Annotated in this window: 21 protein-coding genes; 11 read left to right on the top strand and 10 right to left on the bottom strand. The window is 40.2% G+C overall.

Annotation, left to right across the window (positions count from 1 at the left end):
• Window positions 1-46 precede the first annotated feature (46 nt).
• A complete protein-coding gene (locus RMB13_RS03890; protein ID WP_311084463.1) occupies window positions 47-625 on the top strand; it encodes a methyltransferase domain-containing protein in 579 nt (192 codons plus the stop codon).
• Window positions 626-690: 65 nt separating this feature from the next.
• Here the strand turns inward: RMB13_RS03890 and RMB13_RS03885 are convergent, their stop codons facing one another.
• Window positions 691-3588: a valine--tRNA ligase gene (locus RMB13_RS03885; protein ID WP_311084462.1), complete on the bottom strand. Its 2898-nt coding sequence runs from the start codon at window positions 3586-3588 to the stop codon at window positions 691-693.
• A gap of 196 nt (window positions 3589-3784) precedes the next feature.
• Between RMB13_RS03885 and RMB13_RS03880 the strand changes: the two genes are divergently transcribed.
• From RMB13_RS03880 to RMB13_RS03870, 3 genes are all read left to right on the top strand, one after another.
• Window positions 3785-4456 carry a hypothetical protein gene (locus RMB13_RS03880; RefSeq protein ID WP_005036445.1) on the top strand — a complete coding sequence of 224 codons (672 nt, stop codon included), beginning with the start codon at window positions 3785-3787 and terminating at the stop codon, window positions 4454-4456.
• 27 nt (window positions 4457-4483) lie between these two features.
• On the top strand, window positions 4484-5290 hold the full coding sequence (locus tag RMB13_RS03875) for an SDR family NAD(P)-dependent oxidoreductase (RefSeq protein WP_307012731.1): 807 nt from the start codon (window positions 4484-4486) through the stop codon (window positions 5288-5290).
• Window positions 5291-5574: 284 nt separating this feature from the next.
• Window positions 5575-7206, top strand: a complete 1632-nt coding sequence (locus tag RMB13_RS03870; protein WP_311084461.1) for an OFA family MFS transporter — start codon at window positions 5575-5577, stop codon at window positions 7204-7206.
• Window positions 7207-7276: 70 nt separating this feature from the next.
• Here the strand turns inward: RMB13_RS03870 and RMB13_RS03865 are convergent, their stop codons facing one another.
• The 8 genes from RMB13_RS03865 to sdsA all read right to left on the bottom strand — a co-directional run bounded on the left by RMB13_RS03865 (window position 7277) and on the right by sdsA (window position 17955).
• The gene (locus tag RMB13_RS03865) at window positions 7277-7711 is read right to left on the bottom strand and encodes a YbjQ family protein (RefSeq protein ID WP_005036451.1); all 435 of its coding nucleotides are present in this window, start codon (window positions 7709-7711) and stop codon (window positions 7277-7279) included.
• A 7-nt stretch (window positions 7712-7718) separates the two neighbouring features.
• On the bottom strand, window positions 7719-8069 hold the full coding sequence (locus RMB13_RS03860; protein ID WP_003655405.1) for a YbjQ family protein: 351 nt from the start codon (window positions 8067-8069) through the stop codon (window positions 7719-7721).
• Window positions 8070-8178: 109 nt separating this feature from the next.
• The gene (gene adeK / locus RMB13_RS03855) at window positions 8179-9633 is read right to left on the bottom strand and encodes a multidrug efflux RND transporter outer membrane channel subunit AdeK (RefSeq protein WP_005036452.1); all 1455 of its coding nucleotides are present in this window, start codon (window positions 9631-9633) and stop codon (window positions 8179-8181) included.
• Complete coding sequence (gene adeJ / locus RMB13_RS03850) at window positions 9633-12809, bottom strand: multidrug efflux RND transporter permease subunit AdeJ (protein WP_005036454.1); 3177 nt, start codon at window positions 12807-12809, stop codon at window positions 9633-9635. Before adeJ ends, adeK begins: the two co-directional genes overlap by 1 nt.
• A 12-nt stretch (window positions 12810-12821) precedes the next feature.
• Window positions 12822-14069 (bottom strand): multidrug efflux RND transporter periplasmic adaptor subunit AdeI, encoded by a 1248-nt coding sequence (gene adeI, locus RMB13_RS03845; protein ID WP_056483250.1) that lies wholly within the window; start codon window positions 14067-14069, stop codon window positions 12822-12824.
• A gap of 23 nt (window positions 14070-14092) precedes the next feature.
• Entirely contained in the window at window positions 14093-14719 is a 627-nt protein-coding gene (locus tag RMB13_RS03840; protein WP_017392551.1) for a phosphatase PAP2 family protein, read from the bottom strand.
• A 183-nt stretch (window positions 14720-14902) separates the two neighbouring features.
• The gene (locus RMB13_RS03835) at window positions 14903-16963 is read right to left on the bottom strand and encodes a site-specific recombinase (protein WP_017392552.1); all 2061 of its coding nucleotides are present in this window, start codon (window positions 16961-16963) and stop codon (window positions 14903-14905) included.
• A gap of 14 nt (window positions 16964-16977) precedes the next feature.
• Complete coding sequence (sdsA, locus tag RMB13_RS03830) at window positions 16978-17955, bottom strand: All-trans-nonaprenyl-diphosphate synthase (RefSeq protein WP_003655412.1); 978 nt, start codon at window positions 17953-17955, stop codon at window positions 16978-16980.
• A 443-nt stretch (window positions 17956-18398) separates the two neighbouring features.
• Between sdsA and rplU the strand changes: the two genes are divergently transcribed.
• The 7 genes from rplU to RMB13_RS03795 all read left to right on the top strand — a co-directional run bounded on the left by rplU (window position 18399) and on the right by RMB13_RS03795 (window position 24187).
• Window positions 18399-18710, top strand: coding sequence for a 50S ribosomal protein L21 (gene rplU, locus RMB13_RS03825; protein WP_004639133.1), 312 nt, complete (start codon window positions 18399-18401; stop codon window positions 18708-18710).
• A gap of 18 nt (window positions 18711-18728) precedes the next feature.
• Complete coding sequence (gene rpmA, locus RMB13_RS03820; protein WP_002116037.1) at window positions 18729-18986, top strand: 50S ribosomal protein L27; 258 nt, start codon at window positions 18729-18731, stop codon at window positions 18984-18986.
• A gap of 241 nt (window positions 18987-19227) precedes the next feature.
• Entirely contained in the window at window positions 19228-19923 is a 696-nt protein-coding gene (gene lolA / locus RMB13_RS03815) for an outer membrane lipoprotein chaperone LolA (RefSeq protein WP_003655415.1), read from the top strand.
• A gap of 115 nt (window positions 19924-20038) precedes the next feature.
• Complete coding sequence (locus RMB13_RS03810; RefSeq protein ID WP_311084460.1) at window positions 20039-20839, top strand: RsiV family protein; 801 nt, start codon at window positions 20039-20041, stop codon at window positions 20837-20839.
• A 118-nt stretch (window positions 20840-20957) separates the two neighbouring features.
• The gene (serS, locus tag RMB13_RS03805; RefSeq protein WP_311084459.1) at window positions 20958-22229 is read left to right on the top strand and encodes a serine--tRNA ligase; all 1272 of its coding nucleotides are present in this window, start codon (window positions 20958-20960) and stop codon (window positions 22227-22229) included.
• A 67-nt stretch (window positions 22230-22296) separates the two neighbouring features.
• A complete protein-coding gene (gene cysG, locus RMB13_RS03800; RefSeq protein WP_311084458.1) occupies window positions 22297-23670 on the top strand; it encodes a siroheme synthase CysG in 1374 nt (457 codons plus the stop codon).
• A 43-nt stretch (window positions 23671-23713) separates the two neighbouring features.
• Window positions 23714-24187 carry a tRNA (cytidine(34)-2'-O)-methyltransferase gene (locus RMB13_RS03795; RefSeq protein ID WP_002116042.1) on the top strand — a complete coding sequence of 158 codons (474 nt, stop codon included), beginning with the start codon at window positions 23714-23716 and terminating at the stop codon, window positions 24185-24187.
• Window positions 24188-24247: 60 nt separating this feature from the next.
• Here the strand turns inward: RMB13_RS03795 and RMB13_RS03790 are convergent.
• Window positions 24248-25683: PT dipeptide repeat lipoprotein (locus tag RMB13_RS03790; protein WP_311084457.1), on the bottom strand; the 1436-nt coding region annotated here is incomplete at its 5' end.

The raw sequence follows: 25683 nt of genomic DNA, 5'->3' as shown, positions 1-25683 counted from the left end.
TTATAAAATATAGTGTGAAAATTATAAAAATTAAAAGATCGGATTTATGAATGAAAAATTTATTCAATTATCAAGAGAACTTAAACATAGACCTATTTTAGAGAAGGCTTTAGGTTATTTTCCTAACTTACCTTTAGTTGCTATCGATTGTGGCTGTGGCGCTGGCAATGAATCTGCTTATCTATTATCAAAAGGATTTAATGTTCATGCTTTTGATATTTCAATTGATGCGCAAAAAGTCTGTGCTGAGCGATTTAAAGATGACTCTAAATTTAGTTTCTATCATGAATCTTTTGAAGACTTTAATTTTCCGTCTGCAAGCTTAATTATTGCTTCATCAAGTCTGTTCTTTTGTAACCCAAGCTATTTTTATAGCGTAATTAAACGAATAATAAATGCACTTCCTGAAGGCGGAATTCTGGTAGTTGATTTATTAGGAAGTCAAGATGAATGGGTTCTGAGAGAACCTGAAAGATTTATAGGATTTACTTATCAAGATATAGCTGATCTATTCTTATATGATTTTAATTTATTGTTTCATAAAGAAATGAATGAAAATTTGCCTTTATTGAATGGTTACATAAAATCATGGCATCTTCATATGGTGATTCTAGAGAAAAAGTAATTTCTAAATATAGAAAAACCCAGAACCTGCTTGCACAGATTCTGGGTTCATTTAACTAAAAAAGCTTAAAGCGCAGCAATCTGCTCCATATTCGCTTTAACTTTCTCTAACTGAGCAGCAAACTCAGCAAGCTTCGCTTTTTCACCTTCAACAACCGCTGCTGGTGCTTTAGATACAAAGCCTTCATTTGCAAGTTTGCCCGCGATTTGGTCGTGTTGCTTTTGGATTTTATCCAAGTCTTTTTGCAAACGAGCAAGCTCAGCTTTAGGGTCAATTAAGCCTTTCATTGGTACAAATACCGATGCATGGCTAACAACGCTAGAGCAAGACAAAGGTGGTTCTTGGTCTTTATTCAAGAATTCAATGCTTTCAACTTTTGCCAATGCTTTGAACAACGCTTCAATACGAATGATTTGTTCACGTTCAGCGTCAGATGTATTTTGAAGTAATACTGGCAATAAGCGCGCATTACCTAAGCCCAACTCACCACGAATGTTACGTACTGCACCAATCAAACCTTGAAGCCATTGCATGTCTGCTTCAGCTTGTTCATTGATTTTTGCTTGCTCAGGAATAGGGTATTGAGCAGTCATAATCGTTGGACTGCCTTTACCAAGCATTGGTGCAAGCGTTTGCCAGATTTCTTCTGTCAAATACGGCATTAACGGATGAGCTAAACGTAAAGAAGCTTCCATCACTGCAAGCAATACACGGCGTACTTCAGCTTTACGCTCTTCGGCAACGTCTGTATCGTTCAGAACTGGTTTAGTTAACTCAACATACCAGTCACAGTATTCATTCCAAATAAAGTCGTAAATCGCTTGTGCAGCAAGGTCTAAACGGTAAGTTGCAAACGCTTGGTGTACAGCAGCTTCTGCTTTTTGCAGACGGCTCATAATCCATTGTTCTGGAAGTTCCCATAGATCAGGGCGAGCGTCAGTACCAACAGTTTGGCCTTCAACATTCATCAGAACGAAACGAGTTGCGTTCCAGATTTTGTTACAGAAGTTACGGTAGCCTTCAACACGTTTTAAGTCGAACTTAATGTCACGACCAGTGTTTGCAAGCGCACAGAACGTGAAACGAACTGCGTCAGTACCATACGCATTAATACCTTCTGGGAACTCTTTGCGCGTTGATTTTTCAATCTTCGCTGCATCTTTCGGGTTCATTAGGCCAGTCGTACGTTTTGCAACCAAGCTTTCTAAATCAATACCGTCAATCAAGTCTAATGGGTCAAGTACGTTACCTTTAGACTTCGACATTTTTTGACCTTCACCATCACGTACTAAGCCGTGAACGTAAACAGTCTTAAATGGAACCTGAGATGAACCATCTTCATTTTTCATGAAGTGTAGGGTCATCATGATCATACGGGCAACCCAGAAGAAAATGATGTCAAAACCAGTCACCAATACATCTGTTGGGTGGAAAGTTTTTAAGAAATCATTTACTTCATCTTGCTTCGCATCGCCAGTCCAACCTAACGTTGAGAATGTCCAAAGCGCAGAAGAGAACCATGTATCAAGAACGTCTTCGTCTTGTTTAAGTTCAACGTCAGCAGCGATGTTGTTTTTCTCACGAACTTCTTGTTCATTACGACCAACATAGATGTTGCCATTCGCATCGTACCAAGCTGGAATACGGTGACCCCACCAAAGCTGACGTGAAATACACCAGTCTTGAATGTCACGCATCCATGCCATGTACATGTTGCTGTACTGCTCTGGAACAAACTTAATACGGCCATCTTGAACTGCTTCAATTGCAGGTTCAGCAAGTGGAGCAATTTTTACATACCATTGGTCAGTTAATAAGGGCTCAATGATTACGCCTGAACGGTCGCCGCGTGGCGCTTTCAAGTCATACGGTTGGATTTGATCTAACCAGCCTTCAGCTTCTGCTTGAGCAACTAACTTTTTACGTGCTGCAAAACGCTCTAAACCAGCATATTCCGCAGGTGCAGTAATGGTTTTAGAAATTTGTTCACCAGCTTTGGCAATATATTCAAACTCACCTAAAACTTCGGCATTTTTGTTGAAGATATTAATGATTGGTAAGCTATTGCGTTTACCTAGGTCATAGTCGTTAAAGTCATGGGCAGGCGTGATTTTTACACAGCCAGTACCGAAGTCTTTTTCAACGTAGTCGTCAGCAACGATTGGAATTAAACGACCAGTAATTGGCAATACAATGTTTTTACCAACAAGGTGTGCATAACGTTCATCTTCAGGGTGAACAGCAACAGCAGTATCGCCGAGTAAAGTTTCAGGACGAGTCGTTGCAACGACTAAATAGTCTTTGCCATCTTGAGTTTTAACTGATTTGTCTTCAAAGAAATATTTAAAGTGCCAAAGCGAGCCTTTTTCTTCTTTGCTTTCTACTTCAAGGTCAGAAAGTGCTGTTTGAAGTTTAGGATCCCAGTTTACAAGGCGCTTACCGCGGTAAATTAAACCATCTTCGTGCAAACGAACGAATACTTCTTTAACAGCGTTTGATAAACCTTCATCCATCGTGAAGCGTTCACGTGACCAGTCTACAGACGAACCTAAGCGACGAATTTGTTTAGTAATCGTGCCGCCAGATTGTTCTTTCCATTCCCAAACTTTTTCGATGAACTTATCACGGCCCAAGTCATGACGAGTCACACCTTGTAAGCCAAGTTGACGCTCAACAACCATTTGCGTTGCAATACCCGCATGGTCAGTACCCGGTTGCCACAAGGTATTTTTACCCATCATACGGTTATAACGGGTGAGGGCATCCATAATGGCATTGTTAAAGCCATGGCCCATGTGCAAACTACCAGTGACGTTTGGTGGCGGAATCATGATACAGAATGATTCACCGTGACCAGAAGGTTTGAAGTAACCTTGTTCTTCCCACGTTTGGTACCACTTCTTTTCGATCTCGGTTGGATCGTATGTGGTCGCAATATTTTGAGCGGTTTGAGCGTCAGTCATAGTAGCTTAGATCGAATATGCATAAAAAATTGCACCTATTGTAGCAAAAAAATGCCTCGAAATTAATGTGCTGAAAACAGATAAACGGTTTTGTATTTTTTTCAAAAAACGGTAGATTTATGAAAGATGGATCACAATTTAATCGTGTAGAGACACGGCACAAAAATTACAAAAGAATTGAAAAAGGATGTTGCTCATGAGTTATGAAGTTTTTTTGAAAATTTCCGATTCAACTTATACCCAATTCGAGACCATTCGGCAGAAACTGCATGATGGGGTGAGCCAAAGTCAGGCAAAACCTTTAGGGGATGTATTGTCTGACCTTTCTTGTGAAATTATTGAGCAGGTTTTTTCTGTACTTTTACAGTCAGGGAATACAACTATGTCTCCAAAACAGCAAGCTGAGTCTGAAAAAGTAGTTCAGCAAGTTTTAGAGACTTTTCGAAAATACATGCCTTGGTCGGTTTCATTCTTTGGAAATGAACGTCTTTTACCTTTAGTTGACTATATGACATCTCTGATGAAAGAACAGGGGCAGCAAGTTTATATTACCTATCCAGTTACCCTCCAACTCGTGCAACAAGCTGAAACTCTTACGCAGCAAATTCGTGATGGGAATATGCAGAGTGTTGCAGCTGCTTTTGATACTCTCATTCAAATTGTAGATTTAGGCGTAACAAGCCTAGTACGTGAACCTAAAAAGCGTTTAAAATTTAATTTAGTTGTCGATAAAACCCTGAATGGGGTGATTAACATGACGACGCATTTAGGCTATAAACGTTTGGAAAAGTTAGGTACACAGGTCGATCAGACCACAGCAACTCATTATATCAACCACTTTTTGGCCTTCATGCATCAAGCAGCATAATTTAAAAAGATAATAGGAACATAAAGCATGGCCAAACTTGATACTTTGCAAAATAAAGTGGTATGGATTACGGGAGCATCTTCTGGTCTGGGTAAGGCCTTAGCAGGCGAGTTGGCTTTGCAAGGAGCGGAGGTGATTTTGACCTCGCGTCGTTTTGAAGAATTAGAAGCAGTTCGGGTTGGTTTGTTAAACCCAGACCATCATTTGTCTGTGGTTGCAGATATTACTGATGAAAAACAAGTTGATGAGGCTTATAAGCAGATTTTAAAAGCTAAAGGGCGAATTGACTGGCTTATTAATAATGCAGGTTTGAGCCAACGTGCTTTAATTGAAGATACGACCATGGCAACTGAACGGGCCATTATGGAAGTCGACTATTTCTCACAAGTGGCATTAACCAAAACCGTACTACCGACCATGTTAAAACAAAAGTCTGGTCGAGTTGTATTTGTGTCGAGTGTGGCGGGTTTATTAGGAACGCAGTACCGTGCAAGCTACTCGGCTGCTAAAGCTGCAATTCATATGTGGGCAAATAGTTTGCGTGCTGAGGTCTCAGATCAAGGCGTTGAAGTTTCAGTTATTTTCCCAGGATTTGTAAAAACTAACGTCTCTTTTAATGCGTTAAATGGTGCTGGGCAACCTCAAGGTCATCAAGATGAAGCAATTGAAAATGGTTTAGAGGCAGATGTATTTGCAGAGCAATCTGTAAAAGCATTAATGCAAGGCCAAGAATATATTGTTGTTGGTGGAACAAAAGAAAAACTAGGGGTTATGGTTTCTCGGATGTCACCAAAATTACTCTATAAAATGATTCGGAAAACAAAAGTAAAATAAGGCATATTTATTTGTCGCCACCTAGATAAAAAACTAAGCCAATGATTCACAAATAAGTAGTTATTGGTTTAGTTTTTTCAAATTATTAAAATCAATTCATTAAAAAAGCTACTTGATAAAACTATTCATTATTTGCACAATCATTCAGTTGACCTGTCACTATAACGTCTTAATACAAAGGTCTGGCGTAAGCCACAGTCATCGCCTAGAAACTTATTTACAAATCAAAAAAAATAGATGAAATGGAAACTTCATTTTGCCCATGAAAGCACGGAGCATTGTACATGGAACAACAATTTTCTCTCTTGGCAAAGGAACGAACCATTGCCCACTCAGGTTATAACCGCTGGCTACTACCTCCTGCTGCATTAGCGATTCATCTCAGTATCGGTATGGCATATGGATTTTCCGTATTCTGGCTACCGCTATCCAAAGCATTGGGAATTGATGCGCCAATAGAATGTGCAAAAGATATGAGCCTGCTCGCACAACTATTCACTACGACCTGTGACTGGAGTGTGTCTACCTTAAGTATCATGTACACCCTGTTTTTTGTGTTTTTAGGTTCTTCCGCATTTTTGTTTGGTGGTTGGCTTGAGCATGCAGGACCGCGTAAGGCAGGGGTGGTGGCCGCATTTTGTTGGGCAGGAGGACTTATATTATCTGCGCTGGGTGTTTATACCCATCAGTTATGGTTGATGTGGCTGGGTGGTGGCGTTGGGGGTATTGGGCTTGGGCTGGGCTATATTTCGCCCGTCTCGACTCTCATCAAGTGGTTTCCAGATCGCCGCGGTTTGGCAACAGGCCTTGCGATTATGGGGTTTGGTGGCGGTGCCATGATTGGTGCACCACTCGCAGATAAATTGATGAAGTTCTTTGCAACTGCCGATTCGGTGGGAGTATGGCAAACCTTTTTGGTATTGGCCGGTGTTTATTTTATTTTCATGATTGGTGGCGCTTTTGGCTATCGCATTCCACCATCAAACTGGAAACCAAATGGTTGGGAACCTACGACTGCTAAATCTAAGGGGTTAGTCACTAACCGTCATGTACATTTAACTAAAGCTTGGAAAACTAAGCAATTCTGGCTGATTTGGGGCGTGTTGTGTTTAAACGTTTCCGCAGGTATTGGCATTCTGGCTATGGCATCACCTCTGTTGCAGGAAGTATTTGGGGGACGTTTAATTGGTTTGGAAGTGGGGATCAATGAGCTAACAACAGACCAGAAAATGCAGATTGCAACCTTTGCAGCCGGTTTCACAGGTTTACTATCACTGTTTAATATTGGTGGACGTTTCTTTTGGGCATCAGCATCGGATTTCATTGGTCGTAAGAATACTTATTTTATTTTTCTGGCATTGGGCTTTTTATTATATGTTTCCGTTCCGCAATTGGCTCATGCAGAAAATTTACCGTTATTTGTTTTAGCCTTCTGTGTCATTCTGTCCATGTATGGCGGTGGTTTTTCTACTGTACCTGCTTATCTGGCAGACATTTTCGGTACGCAAATGGTTGGCGCAATTCATGGACGCTTGCTCACAGCATGGTCTGTCGCAGGTGTATTGGGAACGTTGTTGATCACTAATATTCGTGATTATCAGTTGGCCCACGGGGTAGCTCAGGCGCAATCTTATGACATTACCATGTACATTCTGGCAGGCATGCTGGCAATTGGCTTTGTGCTCAATTTGCTGATTAAACCCGTAGATGATGATAAATATATGACTGATGCTGAGCTAGCCGCAGAAAAAGCGTTGGCGCATGAAAAACTACCACAAAGTGTAGGCATGGCGAATGATACAGCCTATGCACCATCTAGCATGGTCATGGTTATACTGGCATGGGCGGTAGTTGGTATTCCTTTGTTGACGGGCATCTGGTTTACTTTACAAAAAGCTGTTGTCTTGTTTCATTAAATAAGCCTTACATTATGAAAAGGCTGTCTCACGAACACATGAGACAGTCTTTTTATTAATCATCTGCTATTTATTTTTTGACCGCTGTACCGTAGGCAAAGACTTCGACCATTCCACCTTGCATGCCAAGTTCGGTTGTACTTAGCCGAACTCCCATAATATGGTTAGCTCCTGCAGTATGTGCTTGTTGTTTTAAACGGACAATCGCTTCACGACGAGCACGCTCAACCACACTTTCATAACTGGTGAGGCGACCACCCAAAACATTCTTAATGGATGCCAATACATATTTAAAGTAGTCATGAGAAATCACGACATTACTGCTAATAAAATGGCCAAGCTGATCACTCGTTGCAAAGCGGTTGGTATCAATTCTGATATGGGCCAGTCGTTGCTCTTTTTCTAGAAGTTCTTTCAAATGTTTTCGTTCAATATGGCGCCCAAAACCCCAACCAATACTGAAAAGAATTAGAAAAATAACAAGCTGAAAAATAAGATTTTCCATTTTCTACCTATGCACTAAATGGATCTGGTAGATGGGGTGCTTGAGGTTGCACAACCACAGCGGTGCCATAGACAAATAGTTCAGAAGCACCTTGAGCAATATTTGAAGTTGAAAAGCGAATACCGACAATTGCATTCGCACCCAGTTGCTGGGCTTTGGCAATCATACGATTCATGGCTTCTTGGCGGGATTCTTCTAATAATTCGGTATAACCTGTAAGTTCACCACCCACAATATTTTTTAAACTCGCCATCAAGTCACGGCCAACATGCTTACTACGGACAGTACTTCCATAAACAACATCAAGCTGTTTTAAAATCTGGTGGCCCGGAACACTTTCTAAATTACTCAGTAACATTATTTTTTATCAATCTAAATCTCTTAAGCTTTCAAGATAAGAAATATTCACATGAGATGCAATAAAAAAGCCCACCGAAGTGAGCTTTTATAGATAAGTTATTTAAAACTTATTGCTTTTTAAGTTCAGCACTTGATGGTTGATTAACCACTGTATCTGAAGAATTTGCTTTTAAACCGCCACCTAGAGTTTTGTATAACTCGATTTGGTTGTTTAAGTTAGCTTGTTGAAGCAACAATAAACCTTGTTCTGCTGAATAAGATGAACGCTGTGCATCAAGAACTGTCAAGTAACTATCAATACCAGCACGGAAGCGGGCATTTGATAATGTGTAGTTGCGGTTAGTCGCTTCTACCAGACGTTGTTGAGCTGTTAAACGTTCACCAATATTGGCACGAGTTGCAAGCGCATCATTAACTTCACGGAATGCAGACTGAACTGATTTTTCATAATCAGACAATGCAATTTTCTGATCGGTTTCAGAAATTTTTACATTGGCACGACGCGTGCCCCAGTCAAAGATTGGTAAGTCTAGGCTTGGCCCAACTGACCACACAAATCCACCCGACTTAAATAGATCACTTAAGTCAGTCGATGCATAACCTGCAGAACCCGTTAAGCTAATTGTTGGGAATAAACGTGCTTTGGCAGCACCAATATTCGCACCAGCAGCGCTTAAGTTATATTCGGCAGCTTTTACATCTGGACGATTGTTAAGTAAGTCGCTTGGTAAACCAGCTGTATATACATTCTGTTGAGTAATGCGTTTTACAGGTTGGTTTGGCAACAAGTTTTGCGGAATCGATTGACCTGCTAACAAGTTCAACAAGTTTTGTGCTTGAGCCATCTGAGTTTTGTAGTTCGCTACATCGTTACGCGCAGTTTCTACTGAAATCTGTGCCTGACGTAGTGGAACTTCACTGTCGATACCCACATCAAAACGTTTTTTGTTGAGGTTGTAAGAATCTTGCTGTGCTTTTAGAGTTTGCTCTGCAAGCTTTAGATTCGCCGATGCAAAAGAATAGTTCAACCATGCTTGAGCAACCTGACTAATCAGACTGATTTGTGTCGAATCACGTGCACTTTGCGTTGAAAGATAACTATCTAATGCAGCATCTTTCAAGCTACGAACGCGGCCCCAAAAATCAAGCTCATAGGCGGTTACACCCAAACCCACCTGATAGGTAGAGTAGGGGTTATTCGGATCACGGCTTTGAGAAACCTGACGAATTGCACTACCACTTGCTCCGATGGTTGGAAGCTGGTTGTTTTGAGTAATTCGATATTGCTGTTGAGCACGTTCAATATTGAGCGTTGCTGTACGTAAGTCACGGTTATTGGCAAGAGCCAAATCAATCACTTCGAGCAAACGAGGGTCAGAAAAGAACTGTTTATAACCCTGTTCTGCAATAGACGTACCAGAAGCACTGTTATATCCATAGCTTTGTGGTATATCGGTTTTCACGACTGGTTCTGGGCCGCGCATGCTTTGACAAGCTGCCAAAGCAAGCGCAAGTGCAGATACCGCAATGCTACGACCTGAAATAGACCATACTTTTTGCATCACGATTTATGCTCCTGAGTGTTTATGGTTTTTGGTTTGTACTTAAAGATACTACGAATCCACACATAGAATACAGGGATAAAGAAGATACCTAAGAACGTTGCACTGAGTACGCCACCGAGTACACCGAAGCCGACTGAGTGCTGACTTCCTGCACCAGCACCTGTTGAAAGGGCAAGTGGAAGTACACCAAAACCGAAGGCAAGGGTGGTCATAATAATTGGACGTAAACGCATTTTTGAAGCATGTAAAGTTGCATCAAGTAGGTCTTCGCCTTTTTCCTGCAACTCTTTTGCGAACTCAACAATCAAGATCGCATTTTTTGCAGAAAGACCAATTACCGCGATCATCGCTACTTGGAAGTAAATGTTATTTGAGAGATTTGGATCTCCTTTAATAATCATACCCAAGTAAGTCAATACGATTGCACCAATAATACCGAGTGGTACTACAAGTAAAACCGAGAACGGAATAGACCAGCTTTCATATAATGCAGCTAAGCAAAGGAAAACGATTAACAACGAAAGAGCATAAAGGAATGGAGCTTGAGCACCAGACTCACGTTCTTCAAGTGATAAACCTGTCCATTCATAGTCGAAACCTTGTAAGCCCATAGATGGTAACTTAGCAATAATTTCTTCCATGGCTTTCATAGAATCACCAGAACTTACGCCCGGTGCAGGTGTACCTTGAATGTTAACCGATGACACGCCGTTATAACGTTCAAGACGAGGAGAACCATATGTCCATTCGCCTGTAGCAAATGCAGAGAACGGTACCATTTCGCCTTTGCTATTACGTACATACCACTTGTTTAGGTCTTCAGGCATCATACGGCTACCCGAATCACCTTGAACATAAACTTTTTTCACACGACCGCGGTCAACGAAGTCGTTAATGTATGAGCCACCCCATGCAATACGCATAGTGTTGTTAATGTCAGCAATGCTAACGCCCATAGCACCAGCTTGAGCCTGATCTACATTAATTTGATACTGAGGTGTATCTTCTTGACCATTAGGACGTACCCCTACAAGACGCTTATCTTGTGAAGCCAAACCTAAAATTGTGTTACGTGCGGCAATCAGTTTCTCATGGCCTTGACCACTTGAGTCTTTAAGCTGCAAGTTAAAACCAGCAGTTACACCGAGTTCAGGCATTGCTGGAAGCTGTAATGGCATGATGTAAGATGCGTCTTTGACGATCATGTTTAATGCCATACCGCGCTGAATTAACGCACCAATTTGAGATTCTGGTGAAGTACGTTCACTCCAGTCCTTCAATTTAACGAAGCCAATACCAGCATTTTGACCAACACCCGTGAATGAGAAACCTGAAACGGTGAAAATAGATTCCACTGTATCTTTTTCATTCATGAAGAAGTTTGTCATGGTATCAACAACTTTATTCGTACGATCAAGCGTTGCATTCGGTGGTAATTGTACAAGTGTCATGACCACGCCCTGATCTTCTTCTGGTAAGAATGAAGATGGGAGTTTTTGGAACAAGAACACCAATAGGCCAATCACTAAAGCGTAAAGTACGCCAGAGAAGATTTTGCCTTTAAGCATGCGGCTAACACCATTTTGGTAGCTATGCGACATGCGGTCAAAACCGTTGTTAAATCCTCTGAAGAAACGAGCAAAAATATTATTGCTTGGTTCTTTGTTAGGATCATGCTGTTTTAAAATTGTTGCACAAAGTGCTGGAGTGAAGGTTAACGCCACAATTAACGATAAGACCATTGCTGTTACAAGGGTAATCGAGAATTGGCGGTAAATTACACCAGTCGTACCACCAAAGAATGCCATTGGTACGAATACCGCTGTCAATACGCTTGTAATACCAATTAATGCACCAGAAATCTGTTCCATTGATCGTGAAGTCGCCGTGACCGGATCGGTATGTTCTTCACTCATCACACGTTCAACGTTTTCCACTACAACAATGGCGTCATCGACCAGAAGACCAATTGCCAATACCATAGCGAACATGGTTAAGGTGTTAATTGAGAAACCAAAGATATTGATGACAGCAAATGTACCTAATACAACAACAGGTACTGCAAGTGTAGGAATAATGGTTGCACGCCAGTTCTGCAAGAACAAGAACATGACAATAAATACTAAAATTACCGCTTCAATTAATGTGTGTACAACACTTTCAATTGAAAGACGAATAAATGGAGTAGTGTCATAAGCCAGTTTATCTGCAAGGCCTGCTGGATAGTTCTTACGTAATTCGGTTAAACGATGTTCAACAGCATCAGCGGTATCAAGTGCGTTGGCACCAGTTGCAATTTTAATTGCAAGACCACCAGCAGGTTTACCATTAAACTTCGAATCGAATTGATAGTTATCAGAACCTAACTCAACACGAGCAACATCTTTTAAACGAACCTCAGCACCTGATGCTGTGTTCTTTAAGAAGATATTTTTAAATTGCTCAGGTGTTTGTAACAAGCTTTGTGCATTCACTGTCGCGTTAAGCACTTGACCTTGTACCGCTGGCGCTCCGCCTAACTGACCTACAGCAACTTGTGAGTTTTGCGCTTGTAAAGCAGTCGCAATATCACTTGGTGTTAACTGGTAATTAGTCAATTTTGCAGGGTCGAGCCAGATACGCATAGCGTATGAACCACCAAAAACTTGTACCTCACCAACACCAGCAACACGGCTAAGCGGTTCTTTAATTGACGAGTTTACGTAGTCTTTAATGTCTGAGTCTGAAAGGGTATTGTCTGGTGAATAGAATGCAATAACTTGCAAGAAGCTTGCACCAGATTTGGTAACTGTCACACCTTGACGTTGAACATCTTCAGGTAAAAGAGCAGTTGCAGATTGCAGTTTGTTTTGAACCTGAACCTGTGCAATATCTGGATCAATACCTTGTTCAAAGTTTAATTGAATAGAGGCCTGACCGTTACCTGCACTGTTAGATGAAATATAACGTAAACCATCTAGACCATTCATTTGTTGTTCAATGATCTGGGTTACGGTGTTTTCAACAGTTTCAGCCGATGCACCAGGATAAGTTGCAGCAATTGTAACTGTCGGTGGTGCAATCGTCGGATACTGTGCAATAGGCATTTTTGTGAGCGTGAGAATACCCGCTAACATAATGACTAGTGCAATCACCCACGCAAAAATGGGGCGATGAATAAAAAATTGTGCCATTCAATCTACCCCTTATGCATTAGATGCTTTCTGTTCTGCTTGAGGTTTACCTGATTGAGCCGGTTTTGTCGCATTTGGAGCTGCACCTTGAGGGGTTGCTGGTTGAGCTTGGTAAGGTTTTGCTGACACTTCTTGCCCTTCTTTAACTTTGGCAACACCATCAACAATCACTTTATCACCAGCTTTGAGACCATTGGTCACAATCCAGTTTTGTCCTTGAACACCAGAAGTTTCAACAGGACGACTCTCAACAGCACCTTTTGCATTAACAGTCATCGCCATGGCTTGACCTGTCGGTAAACGGGTAATTGCAGCTTGAGGAATCAGATAAGCATTTGGAACTACACCCTGAACAATTTGTGCAGTTGTGTACATGCCTGGAAGTAACAGATGATTCGGGTTCGAGAATACGGCACGTAAAGTAATCGTTCCTGTATCCTGATTTACAGAAGCATCAGAGAAAGCAAGTTGTCCTTCGATTGGATAGGTTGAACCATCTTCGAGCTTCAATTTTACTTTCGTGTTGTTACTATTGTCTAAACTACCTTTACTTAATTGTTGACGTAAACGTAATAACTCGGCGCTAGACTGGTTAATATCAACATAGATTGGATCTAACTGTTGAATCGTCACTAAAGGATCAGTTTGGTTTGCAGTGACTAAAGCACCAGCTGTTACAGAAGAACGTCCAGACTGACCAGAAATTGGTGAGCGAATTGTAGAGTAACCTAGATCTACGTTTGCATTTGTTACTTGAGCCTTCGCTGCAGCAACTTGTGCTTCTGCAACGTTAACTTGACCAAGTAAGTCGTCATACTCTTGTCTAGATACAGCGTTACTCGAAACAAGTTGCTTATAACGGTTTAACTTAGTACGTAGGGAAGCTAGATTTGCCTGTTGTTGTAAAAGTGCTGCTTTTGCATTTTCGAGCGTTGCATGGTTAGTTCGAGAGTCAAGTTGATAAAGAGCCTGACCTTCACGAACATAGCTTCCTTCAGCAAACAAGCGTTTTAAAATTACGCCACTTGTTTGAGGGCGAACTTCAGAAATTTGATATGCTGAAGTACGGCCAGAAAGTTCAACGCTTTGTTCAACACTTTGTGGTTGAGCAACAATAACACCTACTTCAGCAGGCGGCATTTTCTGAGCAGCAGCAGCTTGCTGTTTCTCATCGGAGCCTTTGCCACAACCAACAAGTGCGATACTTGTTGCTAATGCGCAAGCAGTAAGGGCAGGAGCCCAAAGCTTAGCCGACATCATTGTTCCACCTCGTTAGATAAAATCTAAAAATATATTTGTTTTTTACTTAACCTACTTTGTGTTTGTAATAACCAGAGCCAAAGCAGTGCAATCCAAATAAAACCTATGCCCCAACCGGCGAGTACATCTGTTGGAAAATGAACTCCAGCATATATTCTTGAAAGCCCCATACAGATAAACCAAAGACAGGAGATCAAAATGATATAAGGAGAGTTAGTGTTGGGCTTATGGCATAACATTATCATTGCCAGACAGGCCAGTGTTGATGCATAAACACTGTGTGCACTTGGGAACGATGCACCGTAACTTTCGACAATATGATATACCTGTGGGGGTCTTGGGCGGTCAACACACCACTTGAGCAGCCAACCCATGGTGATACTGCCAATAACTCCCACGCTAATGAAAATAACAGTAATATATTTTTTATACCATGCTTGATATATACATACCAGAAAGGATAAAAAACATACAAAAGGCATACCACCTATTCGCGCTAGAAAGATCGTAATAGAGTTAAGATAATCTAATCGGTGTTCACTCAATATTTGAACGCTCAGGAGATCCATAGATTGAAGTCTTGGTACAAAAAGACCGAGCACACCTAATCCGAAAAAAATACAACCAATAAAAAGCAACATATAGGGCATGTATATACCTTTGCTTATTCAAGCAGTGTCCACTACTGAAAGCCGTTAAAAGTGTACTTGCCAGTACACTTTTTTTCAAGCCTGATAGATCATCGTAAATTCATTTTGAAAAATTTTTAACATTTGGAAAAACAATAACAACAAAATTGACGGAATTCACATTTTGTGTACAAAGCAAAATTCTTAGTGCTCTGCCTTTTTTCCACTATTTGTTGTCGTATTTTCTTCAACTTCTAGAGGTTGTTTTGGTGGCCAGAAAAAATCGCTGGGGCGAGTCAGAAAATGGGTCATTACCAGTTTAGCTAAAGGTTTCCATTGTTCGAAGCGAACTCGACGTGCCCGTAGTGCCACAATAATGGTTAAGGTGAAACTAACGAATAAGTTAGTGAGACCAATACATAACACGCCTAAAAAGGACACGATAATCAGTCCGATATCTGGGCTGCCGTTAATTGTCATTAAACCTTGAATAAAGTTAGCCGAGGCAAAGGCAATATGGCGAATATCCAAAGGTAAACCTAGAATAAAACCTATGGTGCCCATACTTCCTAACATAATCCCGAATAAGAAGTTACCGGCTAAAGCTCCTAAATTACGCTCAATATATTCAGCAAAACGGTTGAGGCGATCTTGTCCTAACCAGTTTGCTAAACGGCGATGTGCTCTAAGGCGTGGACCGACTTTTCGGTAAACAGCCATATTGTCGAAGTATCCTGCAATAAGGCCTGACAAAAATAAGCAAACTCCAGCTATGGCTGCATGTGGAACTGCCAAAGAGGTGAAGGGATTTAGGCTGTGCAACAAATAAGTTGCTTTAGTATGAGTTAATAAAGGCTCATCAAGATAGAACTGCCAAGCAAAAGTAATGAGTGCGGCAGTAGGAATCGCAATTGAAATATTGCCTAAAATAGCAATGAATTGTGTTCGAATAATATTAATAATCAGAGCTGCTAACTCTGCAATTTGAGCTGTTTTAGAGCCTTTGCGTTGTTGTACCGTTGCAGCAAGGGCAGCAGCAGTCATTGCGGGTTGTTTGGTTGCAACTGTGAAATGAAGAACATGAATCAGAATGAACCCTAGAGAATAATTCATACTGAAAGTAAAGGCTTGCATGAGCGGAGCCATGGTCATTCTTGCTGCAAGAATTTTTAAAGATGCCATACAGGCAATAATAACGCCCGCTCCAGCGGCAGCTTTATACATGCCCCAGAAACCTTTTGTATCGGTACTTACATAATGTTCGCCTGTTCGGCTAGCATTTTCAGTCACTTGAAAGGCAATGAGTTCACTTGTCGTACTTAATAAAGAGCGAACACTTTTTTCACTGTAGTGCGCCTTGGTTAAATCGGAAATAAGATGTCCTAAAGAGACATATTTTCCTTTACTGTTATCTACAACCAAATAAAGCAGTAATTCAATTCTGTCGAGGCACTGCTCAAGTAACGACAGTAAATAAGTCAAACTTAAGCTAACACCAATTCTTTTGGTGGCACGGCGAATCTTTAAAACCACATCCCGACATTGTTCCAGCATAACAAATGCTTGTGATGCATCCGGAGGAGAAATAACTGCAATTTCATGTTCAGAAAGTTCTTGTTTTTTGTACTTTTCAATAAACTCAATAATTTCACGGTTCTGAACTAAAAATGGTGACTCATATTCAGTTAATTCCGGTTGAGCATTAATAAATTCAGGGTAAAGGCCAATTCCACTAATTCGATAGGTTAAGACGGTAATTGCTTTAATCATTTCACTTTGAATGACAAGCTTTTCATCTACATTACTTTGGCTTTGTCCAATAAGACTGAATAAATTTGCCCAATCTTCATCATCAATATTATTGAGCCAGATTTTGTCACTTTCTAAATAAAAAATTCGACCAATTAATATTTTGAGTTGGCTTGCATCTTCGATTAACGGTAAAAAATGTGCTCCGAGTCTTTGCCCGAGTTGGTTCCAGAAACCATCTAAAGATAAAATTCCGCTATCGGCATACAAGCTGACTTGTTTATAACGATTAATTAGACGTAATAAAAAAGTTTGTAGTAGGAAGGGGGCTGTAGGTGTGCGTAATAGGCTCTCAATTAAAGCCTGTATTTTTTGCTTTATCTCATCCGTATCATGAGGATCGGATGGACGAATGGCATTGACTAATTCAATGATTGGATTTTCATCAATGACAGCTTGAGTATCCTCAAGCTGTTTCTGTATTTTTAAAAAATGATCTGAAAAATTTATATGCATAGGCAAAATAATATCTATTGTATTCGATGTAACGCAAGCTGAGTTAAGTTAATCAAAGCCTGACGATATGGTGTATCGGGTAGGTTTGATAAAGCTTGCAGTGCTGCTTCTGTTTCTTCTTGGGCACGTTGGTGACAATAATCTAAAGCACCAGACTTCTGTACAATTTCTATAACTTGAGATAATTGGTCCACTCCACCAGTTGCGATACTGCGACGAATAATCGCATGCTCATCACCTGTTGAGTGTGCTAATGCAGAAATTAACGGTAAAGTTGGCTTACCTTCCATTAAATCATCACCAATATTTTTACCTAATGTTTCAGCATCTGAAGTGTAGTCTAAAATATCATCAATAATTTGGAATGCATTACCAAAATGGCCCGCAAATAATCTCAAAGGTTCACGATACGCTTCTTGTCCTGCCAAAATAGCAGCACCTTCTGTAGCCAGTTCAAACAGACGAGAAGTTTTACCGTGAATAATTTTTAAATAAGTTTCTTCTGTTGTATCTGGTTGATGTTGCGATTGAAGTTGTAATACTTCACCTTCCGCAATTTCACATGTACCTGTTGAAAAGTCTTTCAATAAAGTCATGTTGTTTAAATCGACCAGTAAATCGAAAGCACGTGCAATGAGGAAGTCACCGACTAATACGGCTGTCTGATTGTTCCATGTCGCATTTGCTGTAGGTCGACCACGGCGAAGCCCAGATTCATCTACCACATCATCATGGACTAATGTCGCGGTATGCAACATTTCAATGATTGCGGCCAGACGTTGTGCGTTTGCCATATTATCTAGGCCACATGCGCGAGCAGCGAGTAAGCACATGATTGGGCGCATACGTTTTCCGCCAGCTTCAACAACATGTTTGCTGACAGACATGACTAAACCGACTTTTGAGCTAATTCCTTCATTAATCAAGTGATCCATCGCAGCAAAGTCTGAGGCAACAGGCGCAAGTATGTCTTGCTTGAAATCGATGACCATATGAAGAAAAACCCCGTATTGGTAGATAAGTGGCGTTAGTGTATCAAGTAAAGGTGTGTTGCACAGGTTAACAAGTGGCTGATATTAATCATTTCTATTGTCTTTATGCGTTCTTTGTTCTTTATTTAAGCAAAACATGATATTTCCGGCAAAACAATAAATTTAATGACATCAGCATTAATACAACTTGTTCTTGTCGCAATTTGTGTCTGGAACTGTATTTTAATTTTCATTCAGAATCAATGAAAACTGCTAAATTCCAATCTAAGCTGTTTGTTGATTTTGTAAAAATAGGGCAATAGACTTTACTGATAAATAGAAAATACTTGTCGTTTGATCAAATTTCACTTAAAATCTGTCGCCTTATATAACCCCAGTGGCGAGCGTTTTAAGATCGATATATCCCTTATCGGCACGTCGACACGGGCTAATTGGAGTACATTATGTACGCAGTAATCCAAAGCGGTGGTAAACAGCACCGTGTAGTTGAGGGTGAAACCCTTAAAGTTGAATTATTGAAAGCTGAATCTGGCGCGACTATTACATTTGATGATGTATTAATGGTTGTAAACGGTGACAGCATTCAAATCGGTGCTCCAGTTGTAGCTGGCGCTAAAGTAACTGCAGAAGTGGTTGGTCATGGTCGTCACGACAAAATCCGCATTATCAAAATGCGTCGTCGTAAACACTACCGTAAACAACAAGGTCACCGTCAATGGTTCACTGAGTTGAAAATTACTGGTATTTCAGGCTAATCACGAGGAGTAAGAGACATGGCAACTAAAAAAGCCGGTGGATCGACGAAGAACGGTCGTGATTCAAACCCAAAAATGTTAGGTGTTAAAGTTTACGGCGGTCAAGCTGTAACTGCTGGTAACATCATCGTTCGTCAACGTGGTACTGAGTTCCACGCTGGTGCAAATGTTGGTATGGGCCGTGACCATACTTTATTTGCTACTGCTGACGGCGTAGTAAAATTCGAAGTGAAAGGTCAATTTGGCCGTCGCTACGTAAAAGTTGAAACTGTTTAAGTTTTAGCTTCAAAAAAAGCCCACATTTTGTGGGCTTTTTTTATGGAATCTAATCTGGTTTATCTTCATCATGATGAATGAAATTCTACAAACAGCATGAATAACATAACAAAATATCTTATTTTCTCAATGATTAGCACAGAGTTTGTCGGTTAATATGAGTCTTGAATTAAGAGCTTGCTAATTTTTTATAACTTTGAAAGATGGCAAGTTGTCTTACAGCAACTAAAAAGGTGATGACATGAATATGCTTCGTAAAACTATGTGTGCTATTACACTCAGCGCGTCAGTGCTTGCTCCTGTAATGAGTACTACAGTGTTTGCTGCGCCTGTAGCAGCACCGGAGCAACAGGCAATTGGGAACCTGGTTAATCAGTTATCAGGATTACAGCGTTTAACTGCCGATTTTGAACAAACAACGAAAGCCAATACAAAAACTGTGGCACAGAAAAAGAGTTTAAGTGCACAGCATATGAACCAGACATTTAAAGGCTCAATGAAAGTTGAACGCCCTGGAAAATTTTATTGGGAAACGGTGAGTCCGTCTAAACAAACGATTGTAACGAGTGGGAAAACAGTTTGGATTTATGACCCAGATTTACAACAAGCTGTACGTCAAAGCTTAGATGATCAGGTTGCAGATACGCCAGCGTTATTACTCTCTGGTAATACCAATCAAATCATGAAGTCTTATCGTGTAACACAGCCAGATAAATCTAAATTATATTTCACGTTATTTCCGAAAAAAGAAGATGGTGCTTTCCAAAGCTTAACGATTAGTTTTGGAGCAAATAAAGCGCCTACGCTTATGGTGTTACAAGATTCACTAGGTCAAACTACCTATGTTCGTTTCAAAAACGTGAAAGTAAATGCTTCAATTCCAGCATCTGTCTTTAACTTTACGCCACCAAAAGGCACAGATGTTATTGACCAATAATTAATTCTTCTCAAAAAAGCTACCTTTCACGGTAGCTTTTTTTATATTAGAGAGATAGATACATTTCTTAACCCCGTCTTATTCTTACGCTTTGTATAGTGATAGAGGTAAATTCATGGGGATTATTATGCGACTTTACGATAAGAAAATTATTTGTATTCTTCCATTAATGGCTGCAATGGCAATTGTGAGTGGTTGCCAACCCAAGTCGGCAGCTAAAGAGGAGCAAGCCGCTTCGACTGCCAAGGTTAAAGAAACAAAAGAGGCCGAAATTCCTGTAATTCAGGCAAAAGTAATCCCAGTAAAATTGCCGAAATCAAAAGTTTGTTTAGAAGATGGTTGTACAGAGTATGACTTTCAAACGGTACAAACCAATCAGAAGTGGATTAATGATTACTTTACCAATCGTATAAAGAAAGCAGATCCGAATGCTTTTGCAAATTTAGCTGATCAGCCAGTCGATGTACCTGAAGGTGAGCCTCGTTCGAGTCAAAGTGCAATTTATGTCCGTTATTTAGGGCAAAATTATAACCTTGCAACTTTTGCATTCCAGACCTATTCATATTCGGCTGGTGCAGCACATGGCATGTCTCATCAAGAATTTGTGACTTTTGATTTATTAAATAAAAAGCACATTACTGTTGCCGAACTCATTCAGCCAGATGTTGAAAAAAAATTAGTTGATGCGCTTTTTGATGCGAATACCAATTGGCTTCAAGAGCACAATATCAGCCGTGAAAAACTGCAATTAAGTGATAATTTCTACTATGGCGCTAATGGTATTGTTTTTGTCTATCCGATCTATGAATTAGCTTCTTATGCAGAAGGGATGACTGAATTAACATTGCCATATTCTGAAGCAGCTAAGTTCATTAAACCTGAGTATTTGCCAAGTGTGCCAAACTATAACTTGTAAAATAGATGATCTATTCTAACAATTGTGTGAAAGCTATTCGTTATGAAGATGATCACTATATTTTTTAGTGTGAAGGCCTTACACTATAGCCAGTTTTTTACCCATATTATGATTGATTATGATCGACCCTAAGTTACTCAGAAATAATATTGAAGCCGTTAATGCGGCTTTGGCAAAACGTGATGTTCAATTAGATGTTCAAGAATGGGCTTCTTTGGAAACTCGCCGTAAAGACTTGCAATCAAAAACTGAAAAATTGCAGGCAGAACGTAATGCCGGTGCAAAACAAGTGGGTCAGATTAAAAAATCCGGTGGCGATGCTTCTGAAATCATGGCGCGTATGCAAGCCATTGGTGATGAAATCAAAGCTGCTGAAGTTGCTTTGTCAGAACTACAAAATGAGATTGAGCAAAAAGCGCTTAGCATCCCTAACTTACCAGATGAATCTGTTCCTGCTGGTAAAAATGAAGATGATAACGTTGAAATCTCAAAATGGGGCACGCCTCGTCAGTTTGATTTTGAAATCAAAGATCATACTGATTTAGGTGAGTGGATGGGCGGTTTAGAGTTCGAAACAGCTACTAAATTGACTGGTTCACGTTTTAGCGTATTGAAAGGTTCTTTAGCGCGCTTACAACGTGCATTAACACAGTTCATGCTGGATACCCATACTTTAAAGAATGGCTATACAGAAGCTTATGTGCCTTATTTGGTAAATGCTGATTCACTACGTGGTACGGGTCAGTTACCAAAATTTGAAGAAGATTTATTTAAACTTCAAGGCGAAAAAGAATATTACCTCATCCCTACAGCAGAAGTTCCTGTTACTAACTTCGTTCGTGATGAGATTATTGATACCGAACGCTTGCCATTAAAATACGCTGCGCATACGCCTTGTTTCCGTAGTGAAGCAGGTTCTTATGGTCGTGATACGCGTGGCTTGATTCGTCAGCACCAGTTTGACAAGGTTGAAATGGTGCAAATCGTTAAACCTGAAACCTCTATGCAAGCACTTGAAGAACTCACTGCACATGCTGAGGGCATTTTACAGGCACTTGGTTTGCCATACCGTAAAATTTTGCTCTGTGGTGGTGATATGGGCTTCGGTGCGACTAAAACTTATGACCTAGAAGTTTGGGTTCCAAGCCAAAATACTTACCGTGAAATCTCAAGCTGTTCTAATATGGGTGATTTTCAGGCACGCCGCATGAAAGCACGCTACAGAATGGATCAAAAGAAGACCGAATTGGTGCACACATTAAATGGTTCTGGTCTAGCAGTTGGACGTACTTTACTTGCAGTAATGGAAAATTACCAACGTGAAGATGGTTCTATCGAGGTTCCAGAAGTATTACGCCCATATATGGGTGGTTTAACATTTATTGATTAAGCTTTGCATCTAAATTGTGCACGGTTTTTGCTTAAACATAATCAGATGATTAATGTAGAGGTTTAAGGTGGATATTTTTCCAATCTCTTTAAAGTTGCAAGAGCAACGTTGTCTGATTGTGGGTGGTGGGCATATTGCGTTGCGCAAAGCAAACTTATTAGCAAAAGCAGGAGCAGTAATTGATATTATTGCTCCTGCGATTGAAGAGCAGCTTTTACAGTTAGTCAAAACGACAGATGGACAGTATTTTGCTGAGTCCTTTGTCGAAAAAATATTAAATACGCCTTATCGCTTAGTGATTGCTGCGACTAATGATGCACAAGTGAATAAAGCCGTTTTTGAACAATGTGAAGCGCGTAATTTGCTGGTTAATAGTGTAGATGATATTCCACACTGCCGTTTTATGGTTCCAGCCATTATTGACCGTTCTCCGTTGATTATTTCTGTCGCCTCAAATGGTGCATCGCCAGTCTTATCTAGACAACTTCGTACTCAAATAGAAACGATTGTTCCACATGGTATGGGGAAACTCGCTGAGTTTTCAGGTCAATGGCGTAAGCAGGTAAAAGAAAAGATTACTAACCCAGATGAGCGTCGAATCTTTTGGGAAAACTTATATGCCAGTCCATTAAAAGAACAAGTTTTTAATGACAATCTGGACGTTGCAAATGATTTAATTGAGCAAGCCTTAACAGAGTGGACTGCACCTAAAGGTGAGGTTTACTTGGTAGGTGCTGGGCCGGGTGACCCTGAGCTACTGACATTAAAAGCATTACGTCTTATGCAACAAGCAGATGTTGTGATTTATGATCGTTTGGTGTCTGAACCCATCTTAGAACTTTGTCGCCGTGATGCGACTAAGATTTATGTCGGTAAAGCTCGTTCAAATCACTCGGTTCCACAAGACGGTATTAATGCTTTACTGGTTGAATATGCTCAACAGGGAAAACGCGTTTGTCGTTTGAAAGGTGGTGATCCGTTTATCTTTGGGCGTGGTGGTGAAGAGATTCAAGAGCTGGTTGAAGCAAATGTCACTTTCCAAGTAGTACCAGGTATTACGGCAGCATCAGGCTGTTCCGCTTATGCGGGTATTCCGCTAACACATCGTGACTATGCACAAAGTGTCCGTTTCTTAACTGGGCATTTAAAGGAAGGTTCACCTGAACTTCCTTGGAATGAACTGGTTTATGAAAATCAAACTTTAGTTTTATATATGGGATTGGTTGGATTAGAGCACATTTGTGAGCAACTTATTGCTCATGGTCAACGTGCTGATATGCCAGTGGCTTTAATCTCTAAAGGAACCACACCAGAACAAAAAGTTATCGTTGGAACATTAGCCGATATTGCGACTAAAGTGTCTGAACATCATATCGTAGCACCGACTTTAACCATTATTGGTGAAGTGGTGAGTTTACGTGAACAGTTAAAATGGCAATAAGTTCATCTGAATTTATTGTTTGTTATTAAAGTCGAGAAAATTTGTGATTCATGTTGTCCTATACGAGCCTGAAATTCCTGCCAATACAGGCAATATCATTCGTTTATGTGCTAATACGGGCGCACAGTTGCATTTAGTCAAACCCTTGGGTTTCGAGCTAGATGATAAAAAGCTCAAGCGTGCAGGATTGGACTATCATGAATGGGCGCGTATGCAGATTTGGGACAATATTGAACTATGTCTTGCAGACTTAAAAGCTAAAGGTGTTGAGCATGTTTTTCCGCTCACTACTAAAGGTTCTGCAACTCCGCATACAGTTGATTTAAACCGACCTGTAGCTTTATTGATGGGACCAGAAACACGTGGTTTGCCTGAACATGTTCGCTTAATGTTTCCGCAAGAACAATGGATTCGATTGCCGATGGCTGAAAATTCAAGAAGCTTAAATTTGTCTAATGCCACAGCCGTCATTGTTTATGAAGCATGGCGTCAGCAAGGTTTCAAAAACTTAGGATAAATAATTAAGTTTTAAATAAAAATAAGGCCACAATAGTGGCCTTATTTGTTTTTGGATTCCTTATTTAGGGAAAACCACACCACTTGCTAAATCATAGTTAGTCGGTGAGTTGGTATAGACCGATCCAAGTCGAACAGCAAAGAACCATCCTAATTTACCTTGATCTTGAATACGGTTTTCAACGAGATATGGCTCATCTAATTCAGATACTGCATCTTCAATAAATACTTTATATTCAACAGGTCCTGTATTTTCACTGTCACGTTCAAATAGATAACCATCAACATTAAAGAAGCCAAGATTGTTATTTGCATCAACAAGTCTATAACCTTCTGCAGCTTGCTCTTTAAGAAGTTTTTCAAGTTTTATTGCATCATCTTTGTTAAAAGGAATATGTTGTGGAACTTCAAAATAACGATAAGCATAAGTACCGTTATGCGTACTACTATTTACACATGTTGGTACGTAGAATGTGCCATTTGTTGTACCATTATTGGTAAATGTCGAGTTTGCGTAGAGCAATTTGCACCCTTGAGCACCCAGTTCATTGAAAGCATTTATGATGCTAGTCCGAGAAGTATTTGTTAAGAATCGGTTAGAGTAAGTATACGTTGCTGGTTTTTTATCATTTTTCACAAATAAATATTTGTCTGTGTTTGATGCCACTTCTCCAAATGAAAGTTTATATATATAGCCTAAGCTACCTTGTTTGTTTAACTCATTGACCCACAGTAAATAACGGTTTGCCACTGATGTAGTTTTGACATCAACCGTTTTATAGGTATATGTGTCAGTGGATTTATTGTTTTTTACATATAAATTTTTATACAGCGCAAAGCTACCGTCAGGGTTATCTAAACTGACTGATGGAGTAAGAAGGGCATAGCCTTGGCGTCCTTGGTCATTGAGTTGGTTCAATACGTCTGCCCAAGATTCTTTATTATCTCCTAACCTATAACTTGCTGTTGCCAATACTTGAGTTGGCTTTTGCATACTTGCTGGTGGAGTTGTTTTTGTAAAGCATGTATTTATGAGATCAAAGTTTGCTTGCTGTAGATAATTATGTATTGCATTTGGCTGATCTGTAGGTACTAAACAGAATTGATTTGCGTTTTTAAAGCCTAGAATGGCTGGTTGTTTCTGAGTTAGTTTTCCTGCAACTACAAGTTGCCAATCTACCTTGTTATAACTTGAAGTTTGTACAGTTTGCGGTGCTCCAATATTTGAAACCAGACTAAAATCTTCAGCTTGGCGATAACTTGCCACAATGTTACCTGTACAGTTCGCTTCATTTTCATAACGTACAGTTTCACTCGTAAATCGAACACTATTATCAGAAACTTTAATAATATTCATTTTTAGAGCAGAGCCATTAATACAAGCTCCTTTACCTGCTAGCCAACTTCCAACGAAGCGATCTGCTACCGTTGTTGGTGTTGGTGTTGGTGTTGGTGTTGGTGTTGGTGTTGGTGTTGGTGTTGGTGTTGGTGTTGGTG

The organism is Acinetobacter sp. V102_4, assembly GCF_031799005.1.
GTDB lineage: Bacteria > Pseudomonadota > Gammaproteobacteria > Pseudomonadales > Moraxellaceae > Acinetobacter > Acinetobacter calcoaceticus.
Note: the sequence above shows the minus strand (reverse complement) of the source record. Positions and strands in the feature narration are given on the sequence as shown.